Here is a 20808-nt window from a genome sequence, read left to right as displayed (position 1 = left end):
AAAAAGTATTGAAAACGGCCCGCCAGCTCTCTAAACTGCTATAATAGCCGAGTAAGTCGAATGGGAGATGACCTCGTTGCCTGAACATCCTGAACGCGTATCGCTAAGAACGCTCTTTTTATTTTTCATCCCGCTAGGCGTTTCCGCCGTGCTGATCAACCTGTCGCATGTCATCATCAACGGCACGCTAGCGCGGGCCGACGACCCCGAGCTGGTCATCGCCGGTTATGCGACGGCCATGAGCTTGCTTACGGTCAGCGAACGGCCCGCCGTGCTGTTCCGCGAGACCTGCTCCGCCCTCGTTCGCGACCGCGTATCTTATCGGGCCATTCTGAAGGTCGCCTTCATCGTATTCGGCGCTTCGCTCGTTTTCGGCGCGATGATCGGGTATACGCCCGTCGGCACGCTCGTTTTCGCAGGCGCTTACGGCGCCGAGCCGGAAGTCGCCGACGCGGCGGTTAACGTCTACCATGTCCTGATGTTTCTCAGCATTTTTTCGGGCATCCGCTGCCTGTATCAAGGGGTTATCATCTATAAAATGAGAACGCGTTGGCTGACCATCGGCATGGTGTTCCGCCTAGGCGGCATGTTCCTGATGGCGCAATATATTATGCATATCGGCGTTACCAGTTCTACGCAAGGCGCCGTCATCTTCGTGTTCGGCATGATGATCGAGGCTTTCGTCAGCTGGCTTGAAGGCAGAAACCTCGCGCGCAAGCTGCCGCCGGAATCGCCCGAATGCGAGGTGCAGAGCCCCCGTCAGATTTTGCGTTTTTACAATCCGCTTCTCTTCTCCTCTTTTATTGTCGTGTGGGTGCCTCCCATATTGAACGCCTTGCTGGGCAATACGGACCGCGGCACGCTGTCTATCTCATCGTTCGCGGTGGCGGGAAGCCTTACCAACCTTTGCCTGGGCTTTTTTACTTACTTCCACCAGATCGCGCTGCAATTCTATCGGACCGATCCGGGTCAGGTCAAACGATTCGTTCTGCTCATCGGCTTTACGCCGGCCATTCTGCTGACCACATTCGCTTTTACCCCTGCCGGCGAATGGATGCTGACGCATTTGCTGGGCGTTGAGGGCAGACTGCTTACCGAGAGTATGGTCGCGCTCCGCGGCTTTATTCCCTTCGTGCTGATCTTCCCCTGGCTCGACACGCTGAACGGCATTATCCTTTCCAAAGGCCAAACGAAGCTGATGTTCGGTTCGCAGACGGGCAATGCCGTCGTGACAACGGCGCTTATCGTCGTGCTGACGATATCGCTTCCCGCCTGGACAGGCATACTCGGGGCCTTGGCCCAGTCGGGGGGCATGATCGCTGAGCTCGGACTGCTTTATTGGTTGTTCAGGCGCGCCATGAAAACCGAAGTTCTAGACACGTTAACGGCTATGCCGGGAGAGGATACAGCCAGATGAACCGACCGAATTTTTTTTCATCCCAACTTACCGTTCTGCGCAGTCTTCACTTTTTCAACTACGCCACGCAGACGCTTATCGCGACGTTTTTCCCCTTATATTTTTACGACCTCGGCTTCACCAAGCTGCAGATCGGCGCCGTCTATTCGGTCGGACCGATGATGTCGATATTCGCCAATCTGTTGGCCGGCATCATCAGCGACAAGACGCAAGGCCTGCGCCGCGTGCTGAACCTGATCTTCATCGGTCAGATCGTCGCTCTAGCCCTACTGCTGCCGCAAAAAGAATTCGTGCATATCTCGCTGATCATGGCACTTATGTATTTGTTCCAGACGCCGGTGAACGCGATGATGGACAGCATGTCCCTGCTTGCCGCGAGCACGATGAAACGCAGCTTCGCCTCGATCCGCATGTTCGGCTCGCTCGGCTTTGCGGTGTGCTCGCTCGTATTCGGTTATGTGCTCAAGCAGACAGGCTCCGACTGGACCCTGTGGCTCGCTCTAGGCACTGTGTGCGTGTCTCTCCTCATTTCGCTGGGCCTCGCCGATTTTCAATCCAAGGTCGGCAAATTCCGCTTCGGCGGACTGGTCGACATCATCAAACGCGGGGACACGCTGATGTTTTTCCTGCTCGTCGCATTCGTATCGATCGCCCATCGGATGAACGAGGGCTTCCTCGGCGTAGCGATGCGCGATCTTGGGGCAAGCGACGACTTGATCGGGTACGCCTGGCTTGCGTCGGCTGCCAGCGAGATCCCCATCTTTTTTCTGCTCGCTCGCTATGGCAACCGCTTCAAGGAGCTTCCCCTGCTTGCGATCGCCAGTCTGCTCTACGCGGTCAGGCTTGCTCTCATCAGCGTCATCCACGAACCGGCTGGATTCATCGCTGTCCAAGCCATGCACAGCGTGACGTTCGGCATTTACTACATCACGGCGCTCCGTTACATGCAGTCCATCGTCAGCGACGCCTATCGATCGTCCGGCCAGGCGCTGTTCAGCGTCGTGTGGACGGGAATCGCCGGGCTCATTGCCGGCACCGTCGGCGGCGCGCTGTTTGACGCGTACGGCCTTGCCACCGTGTTCCGGACCGGCGCCGTCTCCGCCCTGATCGCGGCTGCGGGATTCATGCTCGTGCACTTGCGCAGAACTAATGTGTGAGACCGCGGACGCAGCCAGCGGGCGGACACAGATGCGGTTATTTGCGCACAATTCGCCGAATCCGATTTGCGCGTGGACGCAGGAACCGTTATTCGGCACCACCAAGCTGCTTAACCTGACCGCATGCAAAAAAGCCGCTCGCTCCCGCTATGGGGAACGAACGGCGGCGCATGCTTTGCAACCGACTATCGAATATATATAGTTAAGGCTCTATTCCCTTGAGAATGACTGCTTTAACCCGATGCCTGCAGCGGCGAATGGCCTTCATACGCCTCGGGACGAATGATCGAGATCCGCGACACCCGAAGATTGTCGATCTCCGTGACGACGAAACGGTAGCCGGATTCGAGCTCAATCGTCTGGTATTTGCGCGGTGGAATCTCGATCTGGGAGTACATCCAGCCGCCGATCGTATCGTAATCGTCCGAAGGAATATCGAGATGGAACTCCGAGTTGATCTCGTCGATCAAAACGAGGCCGCTCACCGAGTAGGTATATTCGTCAAGACGCTCCATTTCCGGGCGCTCCTCGTCGAACTCATCCTGAATCTCGCCCACCAGTTCTTCCATGATGTCCTCAAGCGTGACGAGCCCTGACGTGCCGCCATACTCGTCGATTAGAATCGCGATCTGGGTCTTGCGCTTTTGCATCATCTTGAGCAGCGTGCTGATCGGCATGCTCTCCGGCACGGTCGTCATCGGACGGACCAGTTCGCGGATATCGTGCACGGCGTTGTCAGGCAGCTTCAGCAGATCCTTGATATGAATAAAACCGATAATATCGTCCTTGTCGTCGTCGCACAGCGGATAACGGGTGTGCATTTCCTTGAGCGCTATGGCCTTGTTCGCCTCGAACGGATGGTTCGCGTACAAGCATACCATCTCCGTGCGGGGTATCATGATCTCCCGTGCGTTCGTATCCGCAAAGTCGAAAATATTGTCCATCAACGCAAGCTCCGTCTTGTCGATAATGCCGCTCTCGTGACTTTCCTTCATGAGAATGCGAATCTCCTCTTCCGTATGCGCGGAAGAAGATTCGGACGCAGGCGCGATGCCGAACAGGCGGAGCAGGCCGCCCGCCATCCCGTTAAGCAGCCAAATGAACGGATTCATGATACGAGCGAAAAAAATGAGCGGGGCTGCGGTCCAAAGCGTAATTTTCTCCGCCTGGCGGATCGCCAGCGTCTTGGGCGCAAGCTCGCCGAGCACGATATGAAGCACGGTAATCAGCGTAAAGGCAATGACGAAGGAAATCGGATGGATCCAGGATTCGGGCAGACCAACCGCTACGAATAGCGGCTCGATCGTGTCGGCAATCGCCGGTTCGCCGATCCAGCCTAAACCCAGGGAGGCCAAGGTAATGCCGAGCTGGCACGCGGACAGATAAGCGTCCAAATGTGAGGTCAAATGCGAAGCGAAGCGCGCGCGGGCGTTCCCCTCCTGCACGAGCGTATCGATGCGGGAGCCGCGGACTTTGACCATCGCGAACTCTGCCGCGACGAAAAAGCCGTTCAGGAACACCAAAACGAGGATCAGAATTAAATTCACCGCAACCGGAAAAGGGTCACCTTCCAAATTGTCCCTGCCCCCCGAGACGGAGAACAGGTGCACCTCCTTTAAATTCAAAACACATGGATAACGAGTCAACGTTCCAATTAATATTCTAAGCTTAGTCGATGTTCGGTTGCCGAGTCAAACGCAGCATCGGGCCGAAAACGGGAGAAGAAGCGGTCCACCCGGCTCTGAATCCGCTTCTATGCCGCTTGAACGCCCCGTAAAGGCCTCATATCCCGAATAGCGGCCGATTGGCAGCGGTTCGGGCTTGTCTGCTTGTCCGAATTCGTTGCAGCAAGCTATCTCATGTTCGCTCCGTCTTCCTTCGGCGCAATTGATTCGTACGGATTCGCTCTTCCATCCCTTGCGCGGTCGCCTCGTAAAATGCCCGTTTTTTCAGCTTTTCGGGCAAATATTGCTGGTCCACGTAGTGTCCGGGAAAATCGTGCGGATACTTATACCCTACATGTCCGAGCTTCTTGGCCCCGCCGTAATGGCCGTCGCGCAGATGCATCGGCACCTCGGCCGACTTGGTAAGCTCGAACGACGCTTCGATCTTGCCGATCGTCACTGCGATGGCATTGGACTTCGGACTCTCGACCGCAAACAGGATCGCCTGGGCGACGATGTACTTCGATTCGGGCCATCCGATACGGTGATACGCCTCCATCGCGCTTACCGCCTGTACCATGGCCTGCGGGTTGGCCAGGCCGATGTCCTCGCTGCATGCGACCGTCAGACGCCGCAGGAACGTCATCGGATCCATGCCGAGCCGCTCGACCGCGTACAAAAACCAATACAGCGCCGCATCGCTCGACCCGCGTACGCTCTTGTGAAAGGCCGAGAGCACGTCGTACTGCGTCGACTCGTCCGCCTGAATCGTGGGCTGGCGAATCGACTCTTCCGCCACCTCGAGCGTCACGCGGACGGAGCCGTCGGGCTCGGACGGCGTCGTCACCGCCGCCAGCTCCAGCGCCGTCAGCGCGCGCCGGATATCGCCGTTCGCCATCGACGCGATATGGTCCAGCGCTTCCTCGTCGACCTGAAGCTTCATAAAGCCAAGCCCTTTGCCCGGATCGGCGATCGCCCGCCGCATCGCCGCAAGCGAGTGCGCCTTCGTAAGCGCCTCAAGCCGGAACAGCGTCGAGCGGGACAAGAGGGCACCGTTGACCGAATGATACGGATTTTCCGTCGTTGCCCCGATGAACACGATAATGCCTTTCTCGACGGCGGGCAGCAGGGCATCCTGCCGCGCGCTGTTAAACCGGTGAACCTCGTCCAGGAACAGGATCGTCTTGCGGCCGTACATGTTCTTGTTGCGCTCCGCCTGCTCGATAACCTCCCGCACGTCCTTCACGGAAGCGTCCACCGCGTTAAGACGGACAAAGTCGCCTTCCGTTCGCTTGGAGATAATATGCGCGAGCGTCGTCTTACCCGATCCGGGCGGGCCGAACAGCAAGATCGACGTGACCGCGTCTCCTTCGATCGCTCTGCGCAGCAGCTTGCCCGGCCCTACGATATGTTCCTGGCCGATATATTCGTCGAGCGACTCCGGCCGCATCCGATCGGCCAACAGCCTGGCAGTCGGTCGCTTTTCTTCTCCGTAGCTGAATAAATCCATCGTATTCCCGCCTTTCCCACGCCTTCATTTTACCAGACGCGAGGCGTAATCGGAAGCGACAGGGGAACGAACGTTCCTGCAATATGCTGCCGGAATAAGAGTTACAGTCTCTTCAAATCCCGAATCAATATGGCTCGCCTGTCTCGAATGTATTCACGAATCGTCTTCAATTCCCCGGAGAAGCCGGCATAAGCGCCGCGCGCAAGCCGTTCCGCTCGCATATAAGGGGCGATCTCCCGGTGCAGCTTCTCAGCTCGCGGCATGATCGAACGCTCCGTGAAGGCGTTCCCAAGCAACACCCGAAGTAAATCTTTATATCGCTTTTTAAAGGGCGGATGGCCCAGCAGCTTCCGCGTCAGCGAATTGTAGCCCCCGATCTCAACAAGGTCCGCGCCGATGGATTTTCCGAAGCAATTCCGTCCCCAAGTTCCCTCATAATCCCACGGGACCATCGACCAACGGCCGGTTGCCCGGTTCTGGTAGATTGCGTAGTTCTGGTCGAAGCCGTCGTAATTGCCAGTGAGAACGGCACCGCCCAGCCATCGCAAGTAATTGTCGATATCAAGACGTGACGACAAGTAAGCAGCTGTCTTTGCAGCCGATCTCCGGCTGTGAAGGCCGGCGATAAACCCGCGCAGCCGTTCCCGCCCGCCGCGTCCGCCGAAACGGTATTCATAGCCGTCCAGCAACGACGCTCGCGGAGCCGGTCTAAAGTCCGCGCGGTCGTTGACCGCATAAAACAAACTCGAGGCACGCAGCCCCCTTTTGCGAAAAAAGTCGTCGTCCACCGCTTCGATCTCCAAGTAAACGCCGAGCGGTGCCCCGTTAAGCGCAAGGAGCACGTGACGGGCTGAAGGGCTGGGCAATCCGATGCGCTCCAGAAACCAAAACGACAGCGCGTTGCGGATCATTGAAGGATCGTCGAGCTCGGCATTGTAATGGCGAGTTCCCTGGGACGAGGCGACTTCGAACGACCGCTTCGGATAGGCGCGCGTATGTCCGCCTCTGTAGCGGACGCCGACAGACGCGGCGCCGGCATGCCATCCCTCGATTGCAGCGGGAACGAAGCGCCCGTTCCATAGATTATTCTCCATTTCGTTCAGATGACGTTCCGAGATGCGCAGCATTCTGACGGGCAATGGCACGGGCTTCGCCTCCGCTTCGGGCCGCACGCCCTGTAGGATTATCGACAGCCTATTCGGGCGGCAGGCGAACGTGACGGTTCATTGCCGTCATTAAGGATCCGTCGATTGAGAGGAAGTTGGAAAGAAGCGAACGCACCGTTACCGGATCGCGAGCTGTATAGCCCAAAACGCAAGCGGTACGCAGCAGGGGGCCTCTGCTGCGTACCGCTTGACTAGTCCGGCTTCATTCAGCTTTCGCATCGTTTTCAGCGAACGTTTTAGACAGTCCCCGTGCGACAGCTTCGTGACATTCGCGCTTAATATTGCTTTTAGCGATTTTTTCGTCCGCGTTTTGCGGATGCCGTCCTTGCGGAACGGTGCGAATGCGAGCCCGAATACGAGTGATGGTCGCCGTCGCGGCCGGATCCCGGTTCGCCGAGACCGCCGATTCCGCCGAGTCCGCCGAGCGAACTCCCACCGTTTTCTCCTCCCCAGCCGAGACCGCCTTCAAGACTGCCAAGCCCGCCGAGACCGCCAAGGCCCCCGAGACCGCCGAGCCCTTCCCCGACCGGATCGATCGGCTCCGGACGGACAGGTGCCGCGCCAGAGCGCGAATGGTGTTGGCTTCGGTGGCTCCGGTGACTATGATGGCTGCGATGGCTGTGGTGGTCGTCGCGATGCTTCCGATGCGGCTTGCAGCCGCATTTTTTAGGGTGCTTACGGCGCTTTTTGGGATGCAGCTTGCCGTAGCCGGATGAGAGCAGCACGTTTTTCTTGTTGGCGGACGATTGCTTGCTCATGACTCTACACCTCCATGCGACAAGGATGATCCAGTGTATGAAGGACAACTGCGGAGTGACAGGGACAATGGCACAAATGGGCGCCAGGCGTGAAAAATCGGCTGCGGACAATCCCTTTCTTTTACCGGAAAAGCAAAAAGCCTTCTGCGAACCGCCGAATCAAGGCGTCCGCAAAAGGCTATGGTCTTCCTGCTTTCCGGTTTGGTTAATGAATGACAATAACTATTCTTTGGTTCTGCCCGCCTCTACCAATTCGCGGAATACGACGCTCACCATGATAAGCCCGGCGACAGGCGGCACGAAGGCGTTGCTGGACGGCGGCTGCTGCGCTTTGCGGATTTCCTTCGGCGCCGTATCCGGCACGATTCGCTGGGTCACGTCTTCCCGCGGCTTGATCGGATCCTCCGTGGAGAAGACGACCTTGACGCCCTTTTTAATGCCCTCTTTGCGCAGCTTGGTGCGGATGACGCGCGCGATCGGATCGACAGTCGTCTTGGAGATGTCCGCGACCTGGAACCGGCTCGGATCCGTTTTGTTGGCCGCGCCCATACTCGAGATGATCGGAATGCGCCGCTCAAGACATTGCTTGATCAAGTGAATCTTGTAAGAGATCGTGTCGGAAGCGTCGACCACATAGTCGAGCGGATACTTGAACAGCTCTTCGTACGTCTCCTCGGTGTAAAACATCTTGAGCGCGAGCGCGTCGCATTCGGGGTTGATCAGCTTGATACGGTCGCGCATCAGCTCGGCCTTCGGCTGGCCGACGGTCGTCGTGAGCGCGTGGATCTGCCGGTTGACGTTGGTGATGTCCACGACGTCCTTGTCGATGAGGATGATACGCCCGATACCCGACCGGGCGAGCGCCTCGGCGGCGATGCCGCCGACGCCCCCGATCCCGAGCACGGCGACCGTGCTCCCCTTAAGCGTTTCGAGTCCCTCGGGTCCGATGGCTAGCTCCGTGCGCGAGAACTGGTGCAGCATAGGATCGCTCCTCCCTTGGCCTTAAGATCCGGTTATTCCTTGGCGGCAGCCGGCTCTTCGCCGCCGGCTTCGGATTCGGACTGCTCGGCCGGCGCGGCTGCCTTCGCTTGGGCGGCGAGGGCTTTGGCCGAGAGGCGAATGTGCAGGTCCTCGAGCTGCTTGTGCTCGACGCCCGAAGGCGCGTCCGTCAGCAGATCCGTCGCGCTCGCCGTCTTCGGGAAGGCGATCGTCTCGCGCAGGTTCGTGCGGCCGGTCAGCAGCATGATCAGGCGGTCGAGGCCGAAGGCGATGCCGCCGTGCGGCGGCGTGCCGTAGTCGAACGCGTCGAGGAAGAAGCCGAAGCGTTCCTTCGCTTCTTCGAGCGTGAAGCCAAGCGCCGAGAACATCTTCTCTTGCACTTCGCGGCGGTAAATCCGCATCGAGCCGCCGCCGACTTCATAGCCGTTAAGAACGATATCGTACGCCTGCGCGCGGATCGCGCCCGGATCGGTATCGAACAACGCGACGTCCTCGTCGCGCGGACGGGTGAACGGATGATGCTCGGCGACGAAGCGCTTGCCCTCTTCGTCCCAGCCGAGAAGCGGAAAGTCGACGACCCACAGGAACTTGAACTTCTTGTTGTCGATCAGGCCGAGATCGCGGCCGACTTTCAGACGCAGGTTGCCCATGACGTCGGCGGCCGTCTTCAGCTTGTCGGCGGAGAAGCAAAGCAGGTCGCCGTCTTCGACGCCCAGACGCTCGGTCAGCGAGGCTATTTCTTCAGGCTTGAAGAACTTGACGATCGGCCCCTTCCATTCGCCGTCCTTGACCGTGATCCAGGCGATGCCCTTGCCGCCGTAGCGGGCGGCGAACGGCTGCAGGTCGTCGAGCTCCTTGCGGCTCCAGCTCGCGCAGCCCTTGGCGTTAAGCGCTTTGACCACGCCGCCGCCGGCAGCGACCGAAGCGAATACTTTGACTTCGCTCGTCTTGACGATATCGGTGACGTCCTCGATCTCGAGCCCGAAGCGCAGGTCCGGCTTGTCCGAGCCGTACTTGTGGATGGCGTCGTGATAGGTGAGACGCTGGAAAGGCGTCTCGATCTCGGCGCCGATCGTTTCGCGGAACAGGCGCGCCATCAGCTCTTCCATCATGCCAAGCAGTTGGTCCTGCGACAGGAACGACGTCTCGATGTCGACCTGCGTGAACTCCGGCTGGCGGTCTGCGCGAAGATCTTCGTCGCGGAAGCAGCGGGCGACCTGGTAATAGCGCTCGATGCCGCCGATCATGAGCAGTTGCTTGAACAGCTGCGGCGACTGCGGCAAGGCGAAAAATTCGCCCGGATGCACGCGGCTCGGCACGAGGTAGTCGCGCGCGCCTTCCGGCGTGCTCAGCGTCAGGATCGGCGTCTCGACGTCGAGGAAGCCGTTCTCGTCGAGGAAGTCGCGGAATACCTTGGTCGCCTTGGAGCGCAGGTACAGCGTACGCTGCATCTCCGGACGGCGCAGGTCGAGGTAGCGATACTTCAGACGCAGCGACTCGTCAACCTCGACGCCGTCCTCGATCGGGAACGGCGGCGTCTTGGCGCTGTTCATGATCTCGACTTCGGTCACTTGCACTTCGATCTCGCCGGTCGCTAGGTTCGCGTTCACCGTCTCGGGATCGCGTTCGACGACTTTGCCCTTCACCGCGAGCACGTATTCGTTGCGCGCGCGTCCGCCCAGCTCCAGCGCGTCGCCGGAAAATTCGGGATTGAATACGATCTGCACGATCCCGCTGCGGTCGCGGAGGTCGATGAACAGAATGCCCCCGAAGTCGCGCCAGCCCTGTACCCACCCGTTCAGTACGACGGACTGTCCCACGTGTTCTTTCGTCAGCTTGCCTGCGTCAAATGTTTTAAGCATCGTCATTGCGCTAACCCCTCTTCGTCTTGTTGGTTCCATTCGCGTACCGCTTCGGCCAGATTGGCGAGCGGCACTTGCCGCTGCTCCTGCGTCCTTAGGTTTTTCAGCCCGACCTCTCCGCGCTCGAGCTCGTCGTCGCCGATGACGGCCGCATATCGTGCGCCGATGCGGTCGGCCGCCTTGAACAGCGTCTTCGTCTTGCGACCCTGGTAGTCCTTGTCGACCGACAGGCCGGCTTCGCGCAGCCGGTAGAGCAGGCCTGGCGTCTCCCGCTCCGCCCGCTCGCCGAGCGCGATCACGAACACGTCGACGGCCGGCCCGAAGTCCGGCTTCGCGTTCTGACTCTCGAGCAGCATGACGGTGCGCTCGAGTCCGAGGCCAAGGCCGACGCCCGGACGATCTTCGCCGCCGATCTGCGAGACGAGGCCGTTGTAGCGCCCGCCGCCTCCGATCGTGTCGATCGCGCCGATGCCCTGCGCCTTGTACTCGAACGCCGTGTGCGTGTAGTAGTCCAGCCCGCGCACGAGCCGCGGATTGACGCGATACGGGACGCCCATATCGTCCAGGTACTGCCGCACGAGCGCGAAGTGCGCGCTGCAAGCCTCGTCAAGGCTGTCGAGGATCGATGGCGCGCCTTCGAACTTGTCCTGGTCCACCTTGCAGTCGAGCACGCGCAGCGGGTTGCGCTCCATGCGCGACTGGCAGTCCTTGCACAGCGTGTCCTTGATCGGACGGAGGAAGCCGAGCAGCGTCTCCCGGTACGCCGCGCGCACCTCGGGCGTGCCGACGGAATTGATGTCGACCGTCACGCCGGTCAAGCCCACTTCCTTATAAAAGGAATAGCCAAGCGCCACGACCTCGGCGTCGAGCGCCGGATCCTCGGATCCGATCGCCTCCACCCCGAATTGGTGGAACTGACGGTAGCGGCCGGCTTGCGCCCGCTCGTACCTGAACATCGGCCCGATGTAGTAGAGCTTGGACAGCTCGGGTTCGCCGTACAGCTTGTTCTCCACGTAGGCGCGGACGACGCCTGCGGTCCCTTCCGGCCGCAACGTCATGCTGCGGTCGCCCTTGTCGACGAACGTATACATTTCCTTCTCGACGATGTCCGTCGTCTCTCCGACGCCTCGCTGGAACAGCTCGGTCGCTTCGAATACGGGCGTACGGATCTCCCTGAACCTGTACTTTCTGGCGACTTCCCTCGCGGTCCGCTCGACGTATTGCCACAGCTCGGACGCGCCCGGCAGGAAGTCCTGCGTGCCCGGCGGCTTTTGGAATGCCATTGCTGCACCACCCTCTCGAAATTCGTCAAAAAAAGCTCTCGTCCCGGACTGCGCATCGCTGCGCCATCCGGGACGAGAGCTCCTATATGCTCCCGCGGTACCACCCGTCGTTCGAACGCGCTCTTCCGCATCGGATGCGGAAGCGATCGCGATCGCTCTCAAAACCGGTTAACGCCCGGCGTACGCCTGCTCGCTACTGATCGCGGAATCCCGGCGTTCGCGCTTCGGCGCGTGTCGCCTCTCTTCCACCCGTTCGCGGGAGGTTCTCGGAGATGTCGTTCGTCCGGTCATCGGCGGATCGCTCGCAGCCTGAAGGCGATCCTCTCTGGAGAAGTGGGTCCGGAGTACTTGTTCCCGTCATTGAATCCATGGCTTGATACAATTGAGTTTCATTTTACCCTTCGTCGGGTCGACGTGTCAAGAAATGGCCTCAATTGCGAAAGAATAGTACGCGCAATGAATCAATAACGATTCTCATTCTCATGAGAATGTGGTACGATATTGGAAATGAGTTCTGCAGGCCGACTGCAGCCGGCTCAATACGCGACTATGAAGGAGCGATCGATCGCTTATGCAACCGAACGTATTTGACGTCACCATTATCGGCGGAGGCCCGGCCGGGCTATACTCCACCTTCTATAGCGGTCTGCGGGAAATGAAGACGAAGCTCATCGAGTATCAGCCGATGCTCGGGGGCAAGGTCAACGTTTATCCGGAGAAAATGATCTGGGACGTCGGGGGACTCACGCCGGTTACCGGCGAGCAGCTCATCAAGCAGCTGATCCAGCAGGGCCTCACCTTCAGTCCCGAAGTCGTCCTGGGCGAAAAGGTCACGTCCATCTCCAAAGGCGAGGACGGTCTGTTCGTCCTGTGCACGGATTCCGGCGACAAGCACTATTCGAAAACGGTCATCCTCGCCGTTGGCGGCGGCATACTGAAGCCTACCAAGCTCGATATCGACGGCGCGGACAGGTTCGAGGTGTCCAACCTCCATTACACCGTCAAGTCTCTCTCCCGCTTCAAGGACAAAACGGTCCTGATCTCGGGCGGCGGCAATTCGGCGATCGACTGGGCCAACGAGCTTGAACCGATCGCGGCCAAGGTGTATCTGACCTACCGCAAGGAAACCCTGAAGGGCCACGAAGCAGAGATTACGAAGCTTAACAGCGGTACTGTCGTCTGCCTGCTGAATACGGCGATCGACAAGCTCGTCGCTTCGGACAGCCATGACGCGATCTGCAGCGTTATGCTGAAGAACATGGAAGACGATTCCATCGTTGAGCTTCAGGTCGATGAAGTGATCATCAACCACGGCTACGAGCGCGACAGCGACATGCTCGACAAGAGCGATATCGACGTTCGGATGCGGCCGGATTGGGGCATCGACGGCACGCCGATGAGCGAGACGTCCGTGCCCGGCCTTTACGCCGCAGGCGATATTCTCGCGCATGACGGCAAGCTTCACCTGATCGCGGGCGCCTTCCAGGACGCAGCGAACGCCGTCAACAAGGCGAAGCAATACATCACGCCCGAAGCGAATGCCTACGGCATGGTGTCCTCGCACAATGACGTGTTCGCCAAACGCAACGCAGAGCTTAAAAAGCAAATGTTCGCGAAGTAGCATAAGAGAAAGAAAGAGCCCGCTCGAAGATCGAGCGGGCTTAAGTTTGTTGCTTATAGAAAAAGGGGGTCACCAACTATAATAGTCGGGATTCATTAAGGGCGGATGAAGCTAACATTACGTCTTTGTTACAAACGCAAATCAATCGAGCGACCCGTCGCTTCCAATTATTCGACCGCGCGCTTGCAATGACGCTATCGGACGTCCTTACTCGCGCGTCAGCCGCGTTTCGGGCGGCGAGGCCGAATGCCGCCGTCTGCGGACGTATTGCGAGGCGAGAGCTCGGCCGCGAATTCCTCGGCCATCAACGCTTGCGCTTCCCGGCGGTCCGCGCCCGGCAGCGTGCCGGCCGCCCGATTCATCCTTGATTCCTTCGGTGACTGGCGAATACGATCGGCTCCTTTCCAGGCTGAAAAGAGTAACGATACGTAGTGTTGCCCTCGTCCTCTTTTTCCATTCAGCCGCGGCGGACGGAAGATCGCAGATGCATAACCCGAAGTGAACGCTCTTGTTATTCCTTCGTATCCAGAACCAACGTCACCGGTCCGTCGTTCGTCAGCGTCACGTCCATCATCGCCCCGAATGATCCGGTCGCGACGATCAAACCCGTTTCGCGCAACAGCTCGTTAAACCGGTCATAAAGCGCCGAAGCAACCTCCGGCCTGGCCGCCCCCATAAAATTCGGTCGCCGCCCCTTGCGCGTATCCCCAAACAGCGTAAACTGGGAGACGGACAAGATCGCGCCGCCCGTCTCCTTTACCGACAGGTTCATCTTGCCGCCTTCGTCCTCGAAAATACGGAGGCCGGCGATCTTGTCGGCCATCCATGCTGCGTCCCCTTCGGTATCCTCTTGACTGACGCCAACGAGCAGCACTAGGCCCGCTCCAATTTCTCCAACCGTTTTTCCGTCTATCTCGACACGGGCATTCGAAACCCGCTGCAATACGACTTTCATCGTCTTATTCGCTCCTCCACGCATAAACGGCGGCCGATTCGGCCGCCGCATTCATCGCTTGAACTTTCTGTGTTCCTTACTGCATGAGCCGCTGCACTGAGAAAATATCCTTGATCCGCTTGATCTTGTCTACCACGTTCTGCAGATGCTCTTTGTTGCGGATCAAAATCGTCAGGTGCATGATCGCGACCTTGTTGCGGTCCGAGCGGCCGGAGACGGCCGCGATATTGGTCTTGCTCTCCGACACGGTCTGCAGCACCTCGTTGAGCAGGCCACGGCGGTCGTGGCCGAGAATCTCGATCTCGACGCTGTAGCTCGCTTCGACCTCCTCGCACCATTCGACCTCGATGACGCGCTGCGCCTCCTCGCCCTCGGCTGCCGTCGGCAGGTTCTGACAATCGGAGCGGTGTACGGATACGCCGCGCCCGCGCGTAATGTAGCCGATGATCGGGTCGCCCGGCACCGGGTTGCAGCAGCGCGCGAAGCGGACGAGCAGATTGTCGACGCCTTTGACACGTACCCCGCTTGACGTGCGCGATCGATTGGCGGCAGCAGCCGCGGAAGGCGCACGCACTTCCTTGACCTCGCTCGTCAGCTGGATCTGCTGCGCTTCCTCGGCTTCCCTGCGCAGCTTCTCCGTCAGCCGGGTGACGACCTGCGCGGCCGTGATGCCGCTGAAGCCGATCGCCGACATCATATCCTCGGTATCGTTAAACGTGAACTTGCGCGCCGCTTCGAGCAGCTTGTCGTCGGACATCCACTCGGAGGGCTCGAGCCCGAGCCGCTTCAGCTCGCGCTCGATCGCGTCCCGGCCCTTCGCGACGTTTTCCTCGCGCTTTTCCTTTTTGAACCACGCCCGAATCTTGGCGCGCGCATGCGAGGACTGCGCCACCTTCAGCCAATCCTGGCTCGGTCCGTACGAATGCTTGGACGTGAGAATCTCGACGATGTCGCCGGTCTTGAGCTTGTGGTCGAGCGGGACGATCCGTCCGTTGACCTTGGCCCCGATCGTCCGGTTGCCGACCTCGGTATGGATCCGGTACGCGAAGTCGAGCGGCACGGCGCCGGCGGGCAGTTCGTACACTTCGCCTTTGGGCGTGAACACGAATACGAGATCGGTGAAGAAATCCATCTTCAGCGACTCCATGAACTCGGCGGCGTCCCGCGTCTCCTGCTGCAGCTCGATAATCTCGCGGAACCAGTTCATCTTGTCTCCGAAGCTGCCCGCCAAGTTGCCCGAATCCTTGCCTTCCTTATAGGCCCAGTGGGCGGCGATCCCGTATTCGCTCGTGCGATGCATGTCCCAGGTACGGATCTGCACCTCGGTCGGCTCGCCTGTCGGACCGACGACCGTCGTATGGAGCGACTGGTACATGTTCGCCTTGGGCATCGCGATATAATCCTTGAAGCGGCCCGGCATCGGCTTCCACAGCGTATGGATGATGCCCAGCGTCGCGTAGCAATCCTTGACGTTGTCCACGAGAATACGAATCGCCAGCAGATCGTAGATTTCGTTGAACTGCTTGCCGCGCTCCGTCATTTTTTTGTAAATGCTGTAGATATGCTTGGGCCGCCCCGAGATATCCCCCTGGATGCCCATCTCTTCGAGCTTCTCGCGGATTTTGTCGACGAGCTCGGAGATGTACTGCTCGCGCTCCGTGCGCTTTTTCTTCATCAAGTTGGCGATCCGGTAGTATTGCTGCGGATTGAGATAGCGCAGCGCGATATCCTCCATCTCCCACTTGATCGCGCTCATCCCGAGCCGGTGCGCGATGGGGCAGTAGATCTCCATCGTCTCGTGCGCGATGCGCCGCTGGCTCTCCTCGGACTGAAACTTGAGCGTCCGCATATTGTGCAGGCGATCCGCCAGCTTGATCAGGATGACGCGGATGTCGTTCGCCATCGCGACGAACATCTTGCGGTAATTCTCGTTCTGCTGTTCTTCCTTGGACCGGAACTGGATCTTCTCCAGCTTCGTGAGCCCGTCTACGAGTCCGGCGATCGTCTCGCCGAACTCGCCGCGCACGTCGTCGACCGTGACGGTCGTGTCTTCGACGACATCGTGCAAGAGCGCCGCTTCGACGGTGACCACGTCCATCTGCATCTGCACCATAATCTCCGCTACCGCTAAAGGATGGAGAATATAGGGCTCGCCAGATTTGCGCAGCTGCCCCCGGTGCGCCTCGTCGGCGTACGCGTAGGCCTCCCGGATGCGCTCTAAGTCCTGCTCTTTCATGTATGTCGACGCTTTTTCAAGCAGCTGCTCCATGCCCATGCCATGTTCCTTTCCGCTCCGGGCCTGCGAGAAAAAACGCGGGCCGCCGCGAATCGTGAGGTATTCCTTCCATTATGCCTCTTGGCGGAGGGAACCGTCAACAGCCGGCGAGCGCCGTCAGATGCCGTCGCGGGCGGAATAAGGCGGATGGGACGGCTGCTCCGCCAGCGGCAGCGAGAAGGTGAACACCGTGCCCACCCCTTCGGCGCTGTCTACGGAAGCCGCGGTGCCATGCTTCTCAAGCACGAATTGGACGATGGCCAGACCCAGTCCGCTGCCCGTTCGAGCGGAGCGGGCTTTGTCGGATTTATAGAAACGCTGCCAGATTTTATCGAGCTCCCCGCCGGGAATCCCGACACCGCGGTCCCGGACGCTGATTCGCGCGCGTTCTCCGTCGCGAACCGCTTCGACCTGCACGGTCCGTCCGTTCGGCGAAAATTGAATCGCGTTCAGCACGAGGTTCGCGAGCACCTGGTCGATCCGGTCCGGATCCGCCGTCACCCATAGATCTTCCGCGTCCCCGATCAGCTCGAGCTTGATGCCCCTGCGTTCCGCATCGGGAGACATGCGGGCGAGCAGTCCCCGGATCCAGCTGCTGAGGTTATACGGCACGGGCGAGATCTCAAGCTGTCCCGCCTCCATGCGCGCGACATCGAGCAGGTCGTTTACGAGCCGGTTCATCCGCTGCGTCTGCTCGCGGACGAGCCCCAGGTAATGCATCTCCTTCTCCTGCGGAACGGCGCCGTCCAGCATCGCCTCGACGAAGCCGCCAATCGAGGTGAGCGGCGATCTGAGATCGTGCGAGACGTTGGCGAGAAACTCCCTGCGCATCCGGTCGAGGCTCCCGAGCTCGGCGGACATATGATTGAGCGAAGAAGCCAATTCGCCGATCTCGTCGCGATGCCGGTCCGGCAAACGAATATCGAACTTGCCTTTGGCGATGTCTCTGGCCGCCTGCGTCATGCGCCTGAGTCTCGCCGTCATGCTTCGCGAGACGATAAGCACCATGATCGTAGAGACGACTAGCATCGTGATCATGATATTGCGGAACAGGCCGCTGAATACGTTGAAATCCTGCTGAAACGCCTGCGAGACGACCAAAATCGTCTGTGCGTTCCAAGTGACGTCCCCGCCGACCGGTCCGGCCGCGATCCGGATCTTCCCTTCGCCGGATGCGTCGCCGGGCCGCCAATGCTTGTCCCGGGCAGCCAGCGTCTCCTTCAAGGCTTGCGGGTCGAGCTCGACGCTCCCGCCTGCGCCCGGGTTGCCCGACTGGAGCACGACCTCTCCGGCACTGTTCAAAATGACGATCGTCCGGTTCGGCCCGCCGCTCATCTGGAGCGCCGACGTCAGCTGCGCGCGGCTCCATTGCTCGCGGTAGGCGCTGCGCACGAGCGCTGCGGTCACGTCGAGCTGCCGCGCTTCCATCTGGTCGTTGCGGTCCCGCAGCTGCGAACGAACGAAGCGGTCGGAGACGAACATCGTAATGGCGAAGGAGATCAGCAGCACGGCAAAAAAGGCGAGCAGCAGCTTGACGGTAATGCCGCTGTACCGCCTCATGCCCCGCTCACCTCGAATTTGTAGCCGACGCCCCGTATCGTTTCGATTCGATAATGCTCCGTCATGCCGATTTTCTCCCGGATTCTCTTGATGTGCACGTCTACCGTGCGTGGATCGCCGTCGAACTCGAAGCCCCATATCCGATCCAGGAGCTGGTCCCTGGTGAAAACCCGGCCGGGAATCGAAGCGAGCAGATGAAGCAGCTCCATTTCCTTGGGCGGAAGCGTCAGCTCCGCTCCGCAGCACTCGACGATATAGCGGTCCAGGTCGATCGTCAGGTCGGGGATCCGGATCGGCTCCCGCGCGAACCCCGGCATCGTCCGCCTGAGGACGGCGCGCACGCGCGCCATCAGCTCCTTCGGATCGAACGGCTTCACGAGGTAATCGTCCGCGCCAAGCTCAAAGCCCTTAAGCTTGTCGTAACTCTCGCCCTTGCCCGTCAGAATAATGATCGGCGTCGAGCGCTCGGCGCGGATCTTGCGGCAGACGGCCCAGCCGTCCAGCCCGGGCAGCATCAAGTCGAGAATGACAAGATCGGGAGGTCCGGAGGAATACAAATCCCAACCGTCCTCCCCGTCGCCCGCAACGTCGTACCCGAAGCCTTCTCGCTTCAGATACAGGCCGATCAACTCGCTGATGTACGGATCGTCTTCGATGACGAGTATGTGCGCGGACAACCGGCCTGCCTCCTTTTACCTGTGATGGTGATAAGTTATTGACGCAGCGCCTCGACCGGATTGAGCCGCGAGGCCCGTCTTGCCGGGAGAAACCCGAACAGCACGCCGACGCCGATCGAAAAGACGACTGCGATCACCATAATATCGACGGATGGAGACGCGGGCGAATCCATCATTTTGCCGACGAATTTGGAGCCGCTCGCGCCCACCGCCACCCCGGCGATGCCTCCGAGCAAGCCGATCATCGAGGCTTCTACGAGAAACTGGAACAGAATATCGCGCTGCTTCGCTCCGAGCGACTTGCGGATTCCGATCTCCCGTGTGCGCTCCGTCACCGAGACGAGCATCATATTCATGACGCCGATGCCGCCGACGAGCAGCGAGATGGCCGCCACGTAAGTCAGCAGCGTAGAGACCGAAGTCGATACCGACGTAATCGTCTCGAGCAGATCCTGCTGGTTGAATACATTATAGCTGTCTTCGTCATTGCGGAAAAAAGACTTGAGGTTGCTCTCGAGCGCGGTCTGCACCTTGTCGACGTTTTTCTCGCTGTCGACCTGCACGTAGATCGTGCGGATCGCGTCGGTCTGGAGCACGACGCGCGCCGTGGACAAGGGCACGATGATGACGTTGTCGCTCGAGCCGTTCGTCGTGCTGCCCTTCGAAGCGAGGACGCCGACAATCTTGTAAGGGATGCCGTTTAACGAAACCTTGCTGCCGACCGGGTTGCTCAACTTAAGCTCGGTCACGACCTCGGAACCGACAACAGCGACCTTCTGCTTGAACGAATCGTCGATATCCAAGATGAAGCGTCCCTGCGCCACTTCGTAATCGCGTATGTCGGCGAAAGCCGAGGTGGTCGCGTTGACGGACGCGGAATAGGTCAGCGTACCCGATTTCGCGGTTACGTTTCCGCTGATGTTCGGCGCATAGCTGTCGACGTTGTCCACGTCGGCCAAAGATTGCACGTCGGTCTGCTTGATGCTGGTGACGGCGCCCCGGCCGACGACATTGACCGTCAGCATGTTCGTGCCGAGCCCCTGGAGCTGGCTCTTGACCTGCTCCGAGGTGCCGTTGCCGATGGCGACCATGATCGTTACGGACGCGACGCCGATCAGGATGCCGAGCACGGTGAGCAGCGTGCGGAGGGGCTGGGCGCGGACGCTCCCCCAAGCCATGCGTATGCCTTGGCTCAGCTTCATGAAGCGACGCTCCTCTCTTCGGTCAGCTTGCCGTCCTGAATGCGCACGACGCGCTGCGCCTGCTCCGCGACCTTGGGATCGTGCGTGATGAGCACGATCGTATTGCCTTCGGCGTTCAGCTCCTTGAGCAAACCGATGACGTCCCGGCTCGTCTTGCTGTCGAGCGCGCCCGTCGGTTCGTCCGCCAGCAATAGCGGCGGCCGTCCCGCGAGCGCCCTGGCGATGGCGACGCGCTGCTGCTGACCGCCCGACAGCTGATTCGGGACGTGGTACATACGCTCGCCAAGTCCTACTTTCTCAAGCGCCTCCTTCGCGAGCGCCCGGCGTTCGCGGCCGGACATGCCACGGTAGACTAGCGGCAGCTCGACGTTCTCGATCGCCCGGAGACGCGGCAGCAGATGGAAGCTTTGAAAGATGAAGCCGATCTTGTTGTTGCGAATATTCGCCAGCTTATTGTCGCTCAGCTTGCCGACCTCAGCGCCGTCCAGCATGTACTTGCCGCTGGTCGGCGTATCCAGACACCCGAGCACGTTCATTAGCGTGGACTTGCCCGAGCCGGACGGCCCGATGATCGCCATGAAGTCGCCTTTGTTGACCGTAAGCGTAATGCCGTCGAGCGCGTTCAGCGTCTCTCCCGCCAGCGTGTACTTCTTGAATACGTCCTCCATGGTGATCAGAGGAGAGGGCGCGGACTTGCTCATG

At 59.7% G+C, this 20808-nt stretch carries 17 protein-coding genes; 3 read left to right on the top strand and 14 right to left on the bottom strand.

What is annotated here, in order from left to right; translation table 11 throughout:
- Positions 1-76: 76 nt before the first annotated feature.
- Together KB449_RS08075 and KB449_RS08070 are read left to right on the top strand one after the other, a co-directional pair.
- Positions 77-1417, top strand: a complete 1341-nt coding sequence (locus KB449_RS08075) for a multi antimicrobial extrusion protein MatE (protein WP_434082490.1) — start codon at positions 77-79, stop codon at positions 1415-1417.
- Positions 1414-2574, top strand: a complete 1161-nt coding sequence (locus KB449_RS08070) for an MFS transporter (protein WP_282907887.1) — start codon at positions 1414-1416, stop codon at positions 2572-2574. The genes KB449_RS08075 and KB449_RS08070 overlap by 4 nt, the downstream gene beginning before the upstream one ends.
- A 233-nt stretch (positions 2575-2807) precedes the next feature.
- On the opposite strand, the gene KB449_RS08065 is transcribed toward KB449_RS08070, so the two are convergent.
- The 7 genes from KB449_RS08065 to hisS all read right to left on the bottom strand — a co-directional run bounded on the left by KB449_RS08065 (position 2808) and on the right by hisS (position 11816).
- Positions 2808-4148: a hemolysin family protein gene (locus tag KB449_RS08065; protein WP_282907886.1), complete on the bottom strand. Its 1341-nt coding sequence runs from the start codon at positions 4146-4148 to the stop codon at positions 2808-2810.
- A gap of 283 nt (positions 4149-4431) precedes the next feature.
- Complete coding sequence (locus tag KB449_RS08060; protein WP_282907885.1) at positions 4432-5748, bottom strand: replication-associated recombination protein A; 1317 nt, start codon at positions 5746-5748, stop codon at positions 4432-4434.
- A 101-nt stretch (positions 5749-5849) separates the two neighbouring features.
- Positions 5850-6893 (bottom strand): CotH kinase family protein, encoded by a 1044-nt coding sequence (locus KB449_RS08055; RefSeq protein WP_282907884.1) that lies wholly within the window; start codon positions 6891-6893, stop codon positions 5850-5852.
- A gap of 308 nt (positions 6894-7201) precedes the next feature.
- Complete coding sequence (locus KB449_RS08050; RefSeq protein ID WP_282907883.1) at positions 7202-7672, bottom strand: hypothetical protein; 471 nt, start codon at positions 7670-7672, stop codon at positions 7202-7204.
- Between the two features lie 222 nt (positions 7673-7894).
- Positions 7895-8653, bottom strand: coding sequence for a tRNA threonylcarbamoyladenosine dehydratase (locus KB449_RS08045; protein WP_282907882.1), 759 nt, complete (start codon positions 8651-8653; stop codon positions 7895-7897).
- A 32-nt stretch (positions 8654-8685) separates the two neighbouring features.
- The gene (gene aspS, locus KB449_RS08040) at positions 8686-10533 is read right to left on the bottom strand and encodes an aspartate--tRNA ligase (protein WP_282912759.1); all 1848 of its coding nucleotides are present in this window, start codon (positions 10531-10533) and stop codon (positions 8686-8688) included.
- Between the two features lie 2 nt (positions 10534-10535).
- Positions 10536-11816 carry a histidine--tRNA ligase gene (gene hisS / locus KB449_RS08035; RefSeq protein ID WP_282907881.1) on the bottom strand — a complete coding sequence of 427 codons (1281 nt, stop codon included), beginning with the start codon at positions 11814-11816 and terminating at the stop codon, positions 10536-10538.
- 571 nt (positions 11817-12387) lie between these two features.
- Here hisS and KB449_RS08030 point away from each other — a divergent pair.
- Positions 12388-13437: an NAD(P)/FAD-dependent oxidoreductase gene (locus KB449_RS08030; protein WP_282907880.1), complete on the top strand. Its 1050-nt coding sequence runs from the start codon at positions 12388-12390 to the stop codon at positions 13435-13437.
- Between the two features lie 218 nt (positions 13438-13655).
- Here KB449_RS08030 and KB449_RS08025 read toward each other — a convergent pair whose 3' ends face one another.
- The 7 genes from KB449_RS08025 to KB449_RS07995 all read right to left on the bottom strand — a co-directional run bounded on the left by KB449_RS08025 (position 13656) and on the right by KB449_RS07995 (position 20807).
- Positions 13656-13799: a hypothetical protein gene (locus KB449_RS08025; RefSeq protein WP_282907879.1), complete on the bottom strand. Its 144-nt coding sequence runs from the start codon at positions 13797-13799 to the stop codon at positions 13656-13658.
- Positions 13800-13948: 149 nt separating this feature from the next.
- Entirely contained in the window at positions 13949-14392 is a 444-nt protein-coding gene (gene dtd, locus KB449_RS08020) for a D-aminoacyl-tRNA deacylase (protein ID WP_282907878.1), read from the bottom strand.
- Between the two features lie 76 nt (positions 14393-14468).
- Positions 14469-16667 (bottom strand): RelA/SpoT family protein, encoded by a 2199-nt coding sequence (locus KB449_RS08015; RefSeq protein WP_282907877.1) that lies wholly within the window; start codon positions 16665-16667, stop codon positions 14469-14471.
- Positions 16668-16784: 117 nt separating this feature from the next.
- Positions 16785-18227 carry a sensor histidine kinase gene (locus KB449_RS08010; protein WP_282907876.1) on the bottom strand — a complete coding sequence of 481 codons (1443 nt, stop codon included), beginning with the start codon at positions 18225-18227 and terminating at the stop codon, positions 16785-16787.
- Positions 18224-18904: a response regulator transcription factor gene (locus tag KB449_RS08005; RefSeq protein WP_282907875.1), complete on the bottom strand. Its 681-nt coding sequence runs from the start codon at positions 18902-18904 to the stop codon at positions 18224-18226. The genes KB449_RS08010 and KB449_RS08005 overlap by 4 nt, the downstream gene beginning before the upstream one ends.
- A gap of 35 nt (positions 18905-18939) precedes the next feature.
- Complete coding sequence (locus tag KB449_RS08000) at positions 18940-20106, bottom strand: ABC transporter permease (RefSeq protein WP_282907874.1); 1167 nt, start codon at positions 20104-20106, stop codon at positions 18940-18942.
- Positions 20103-20807: an ABC transporter ATP-binding protein gene (locus KB449_RS07995; RefSeq protein ID WP_282907873.1), complete on the bottom strand. Its 705-nt coding sequence runs from the start codon at positions 20805-20807 to the stop codon at positions 20103-20105. Before KB449_RS07995 ends, KB449_RS08000 begins: the two co-directional genes overlap by 4 nt.
- Position 20808 lies beyond the last annotated feature (1 nt).

The organism is Cohnella hashimotonis (assembly GCF_030014955.1).
Taxonomy (GTDB): domain Bacteria; phylum Bacillota; class Bacilli; order Paenibacillales; family Paenibacillaceae; genus Cohnella; species Cohnella hashimotonis.
Note: the sequence above shows the minus strand (reverse complement) of the source record. Positions and strands in the feature narration are given on the sequence as shown.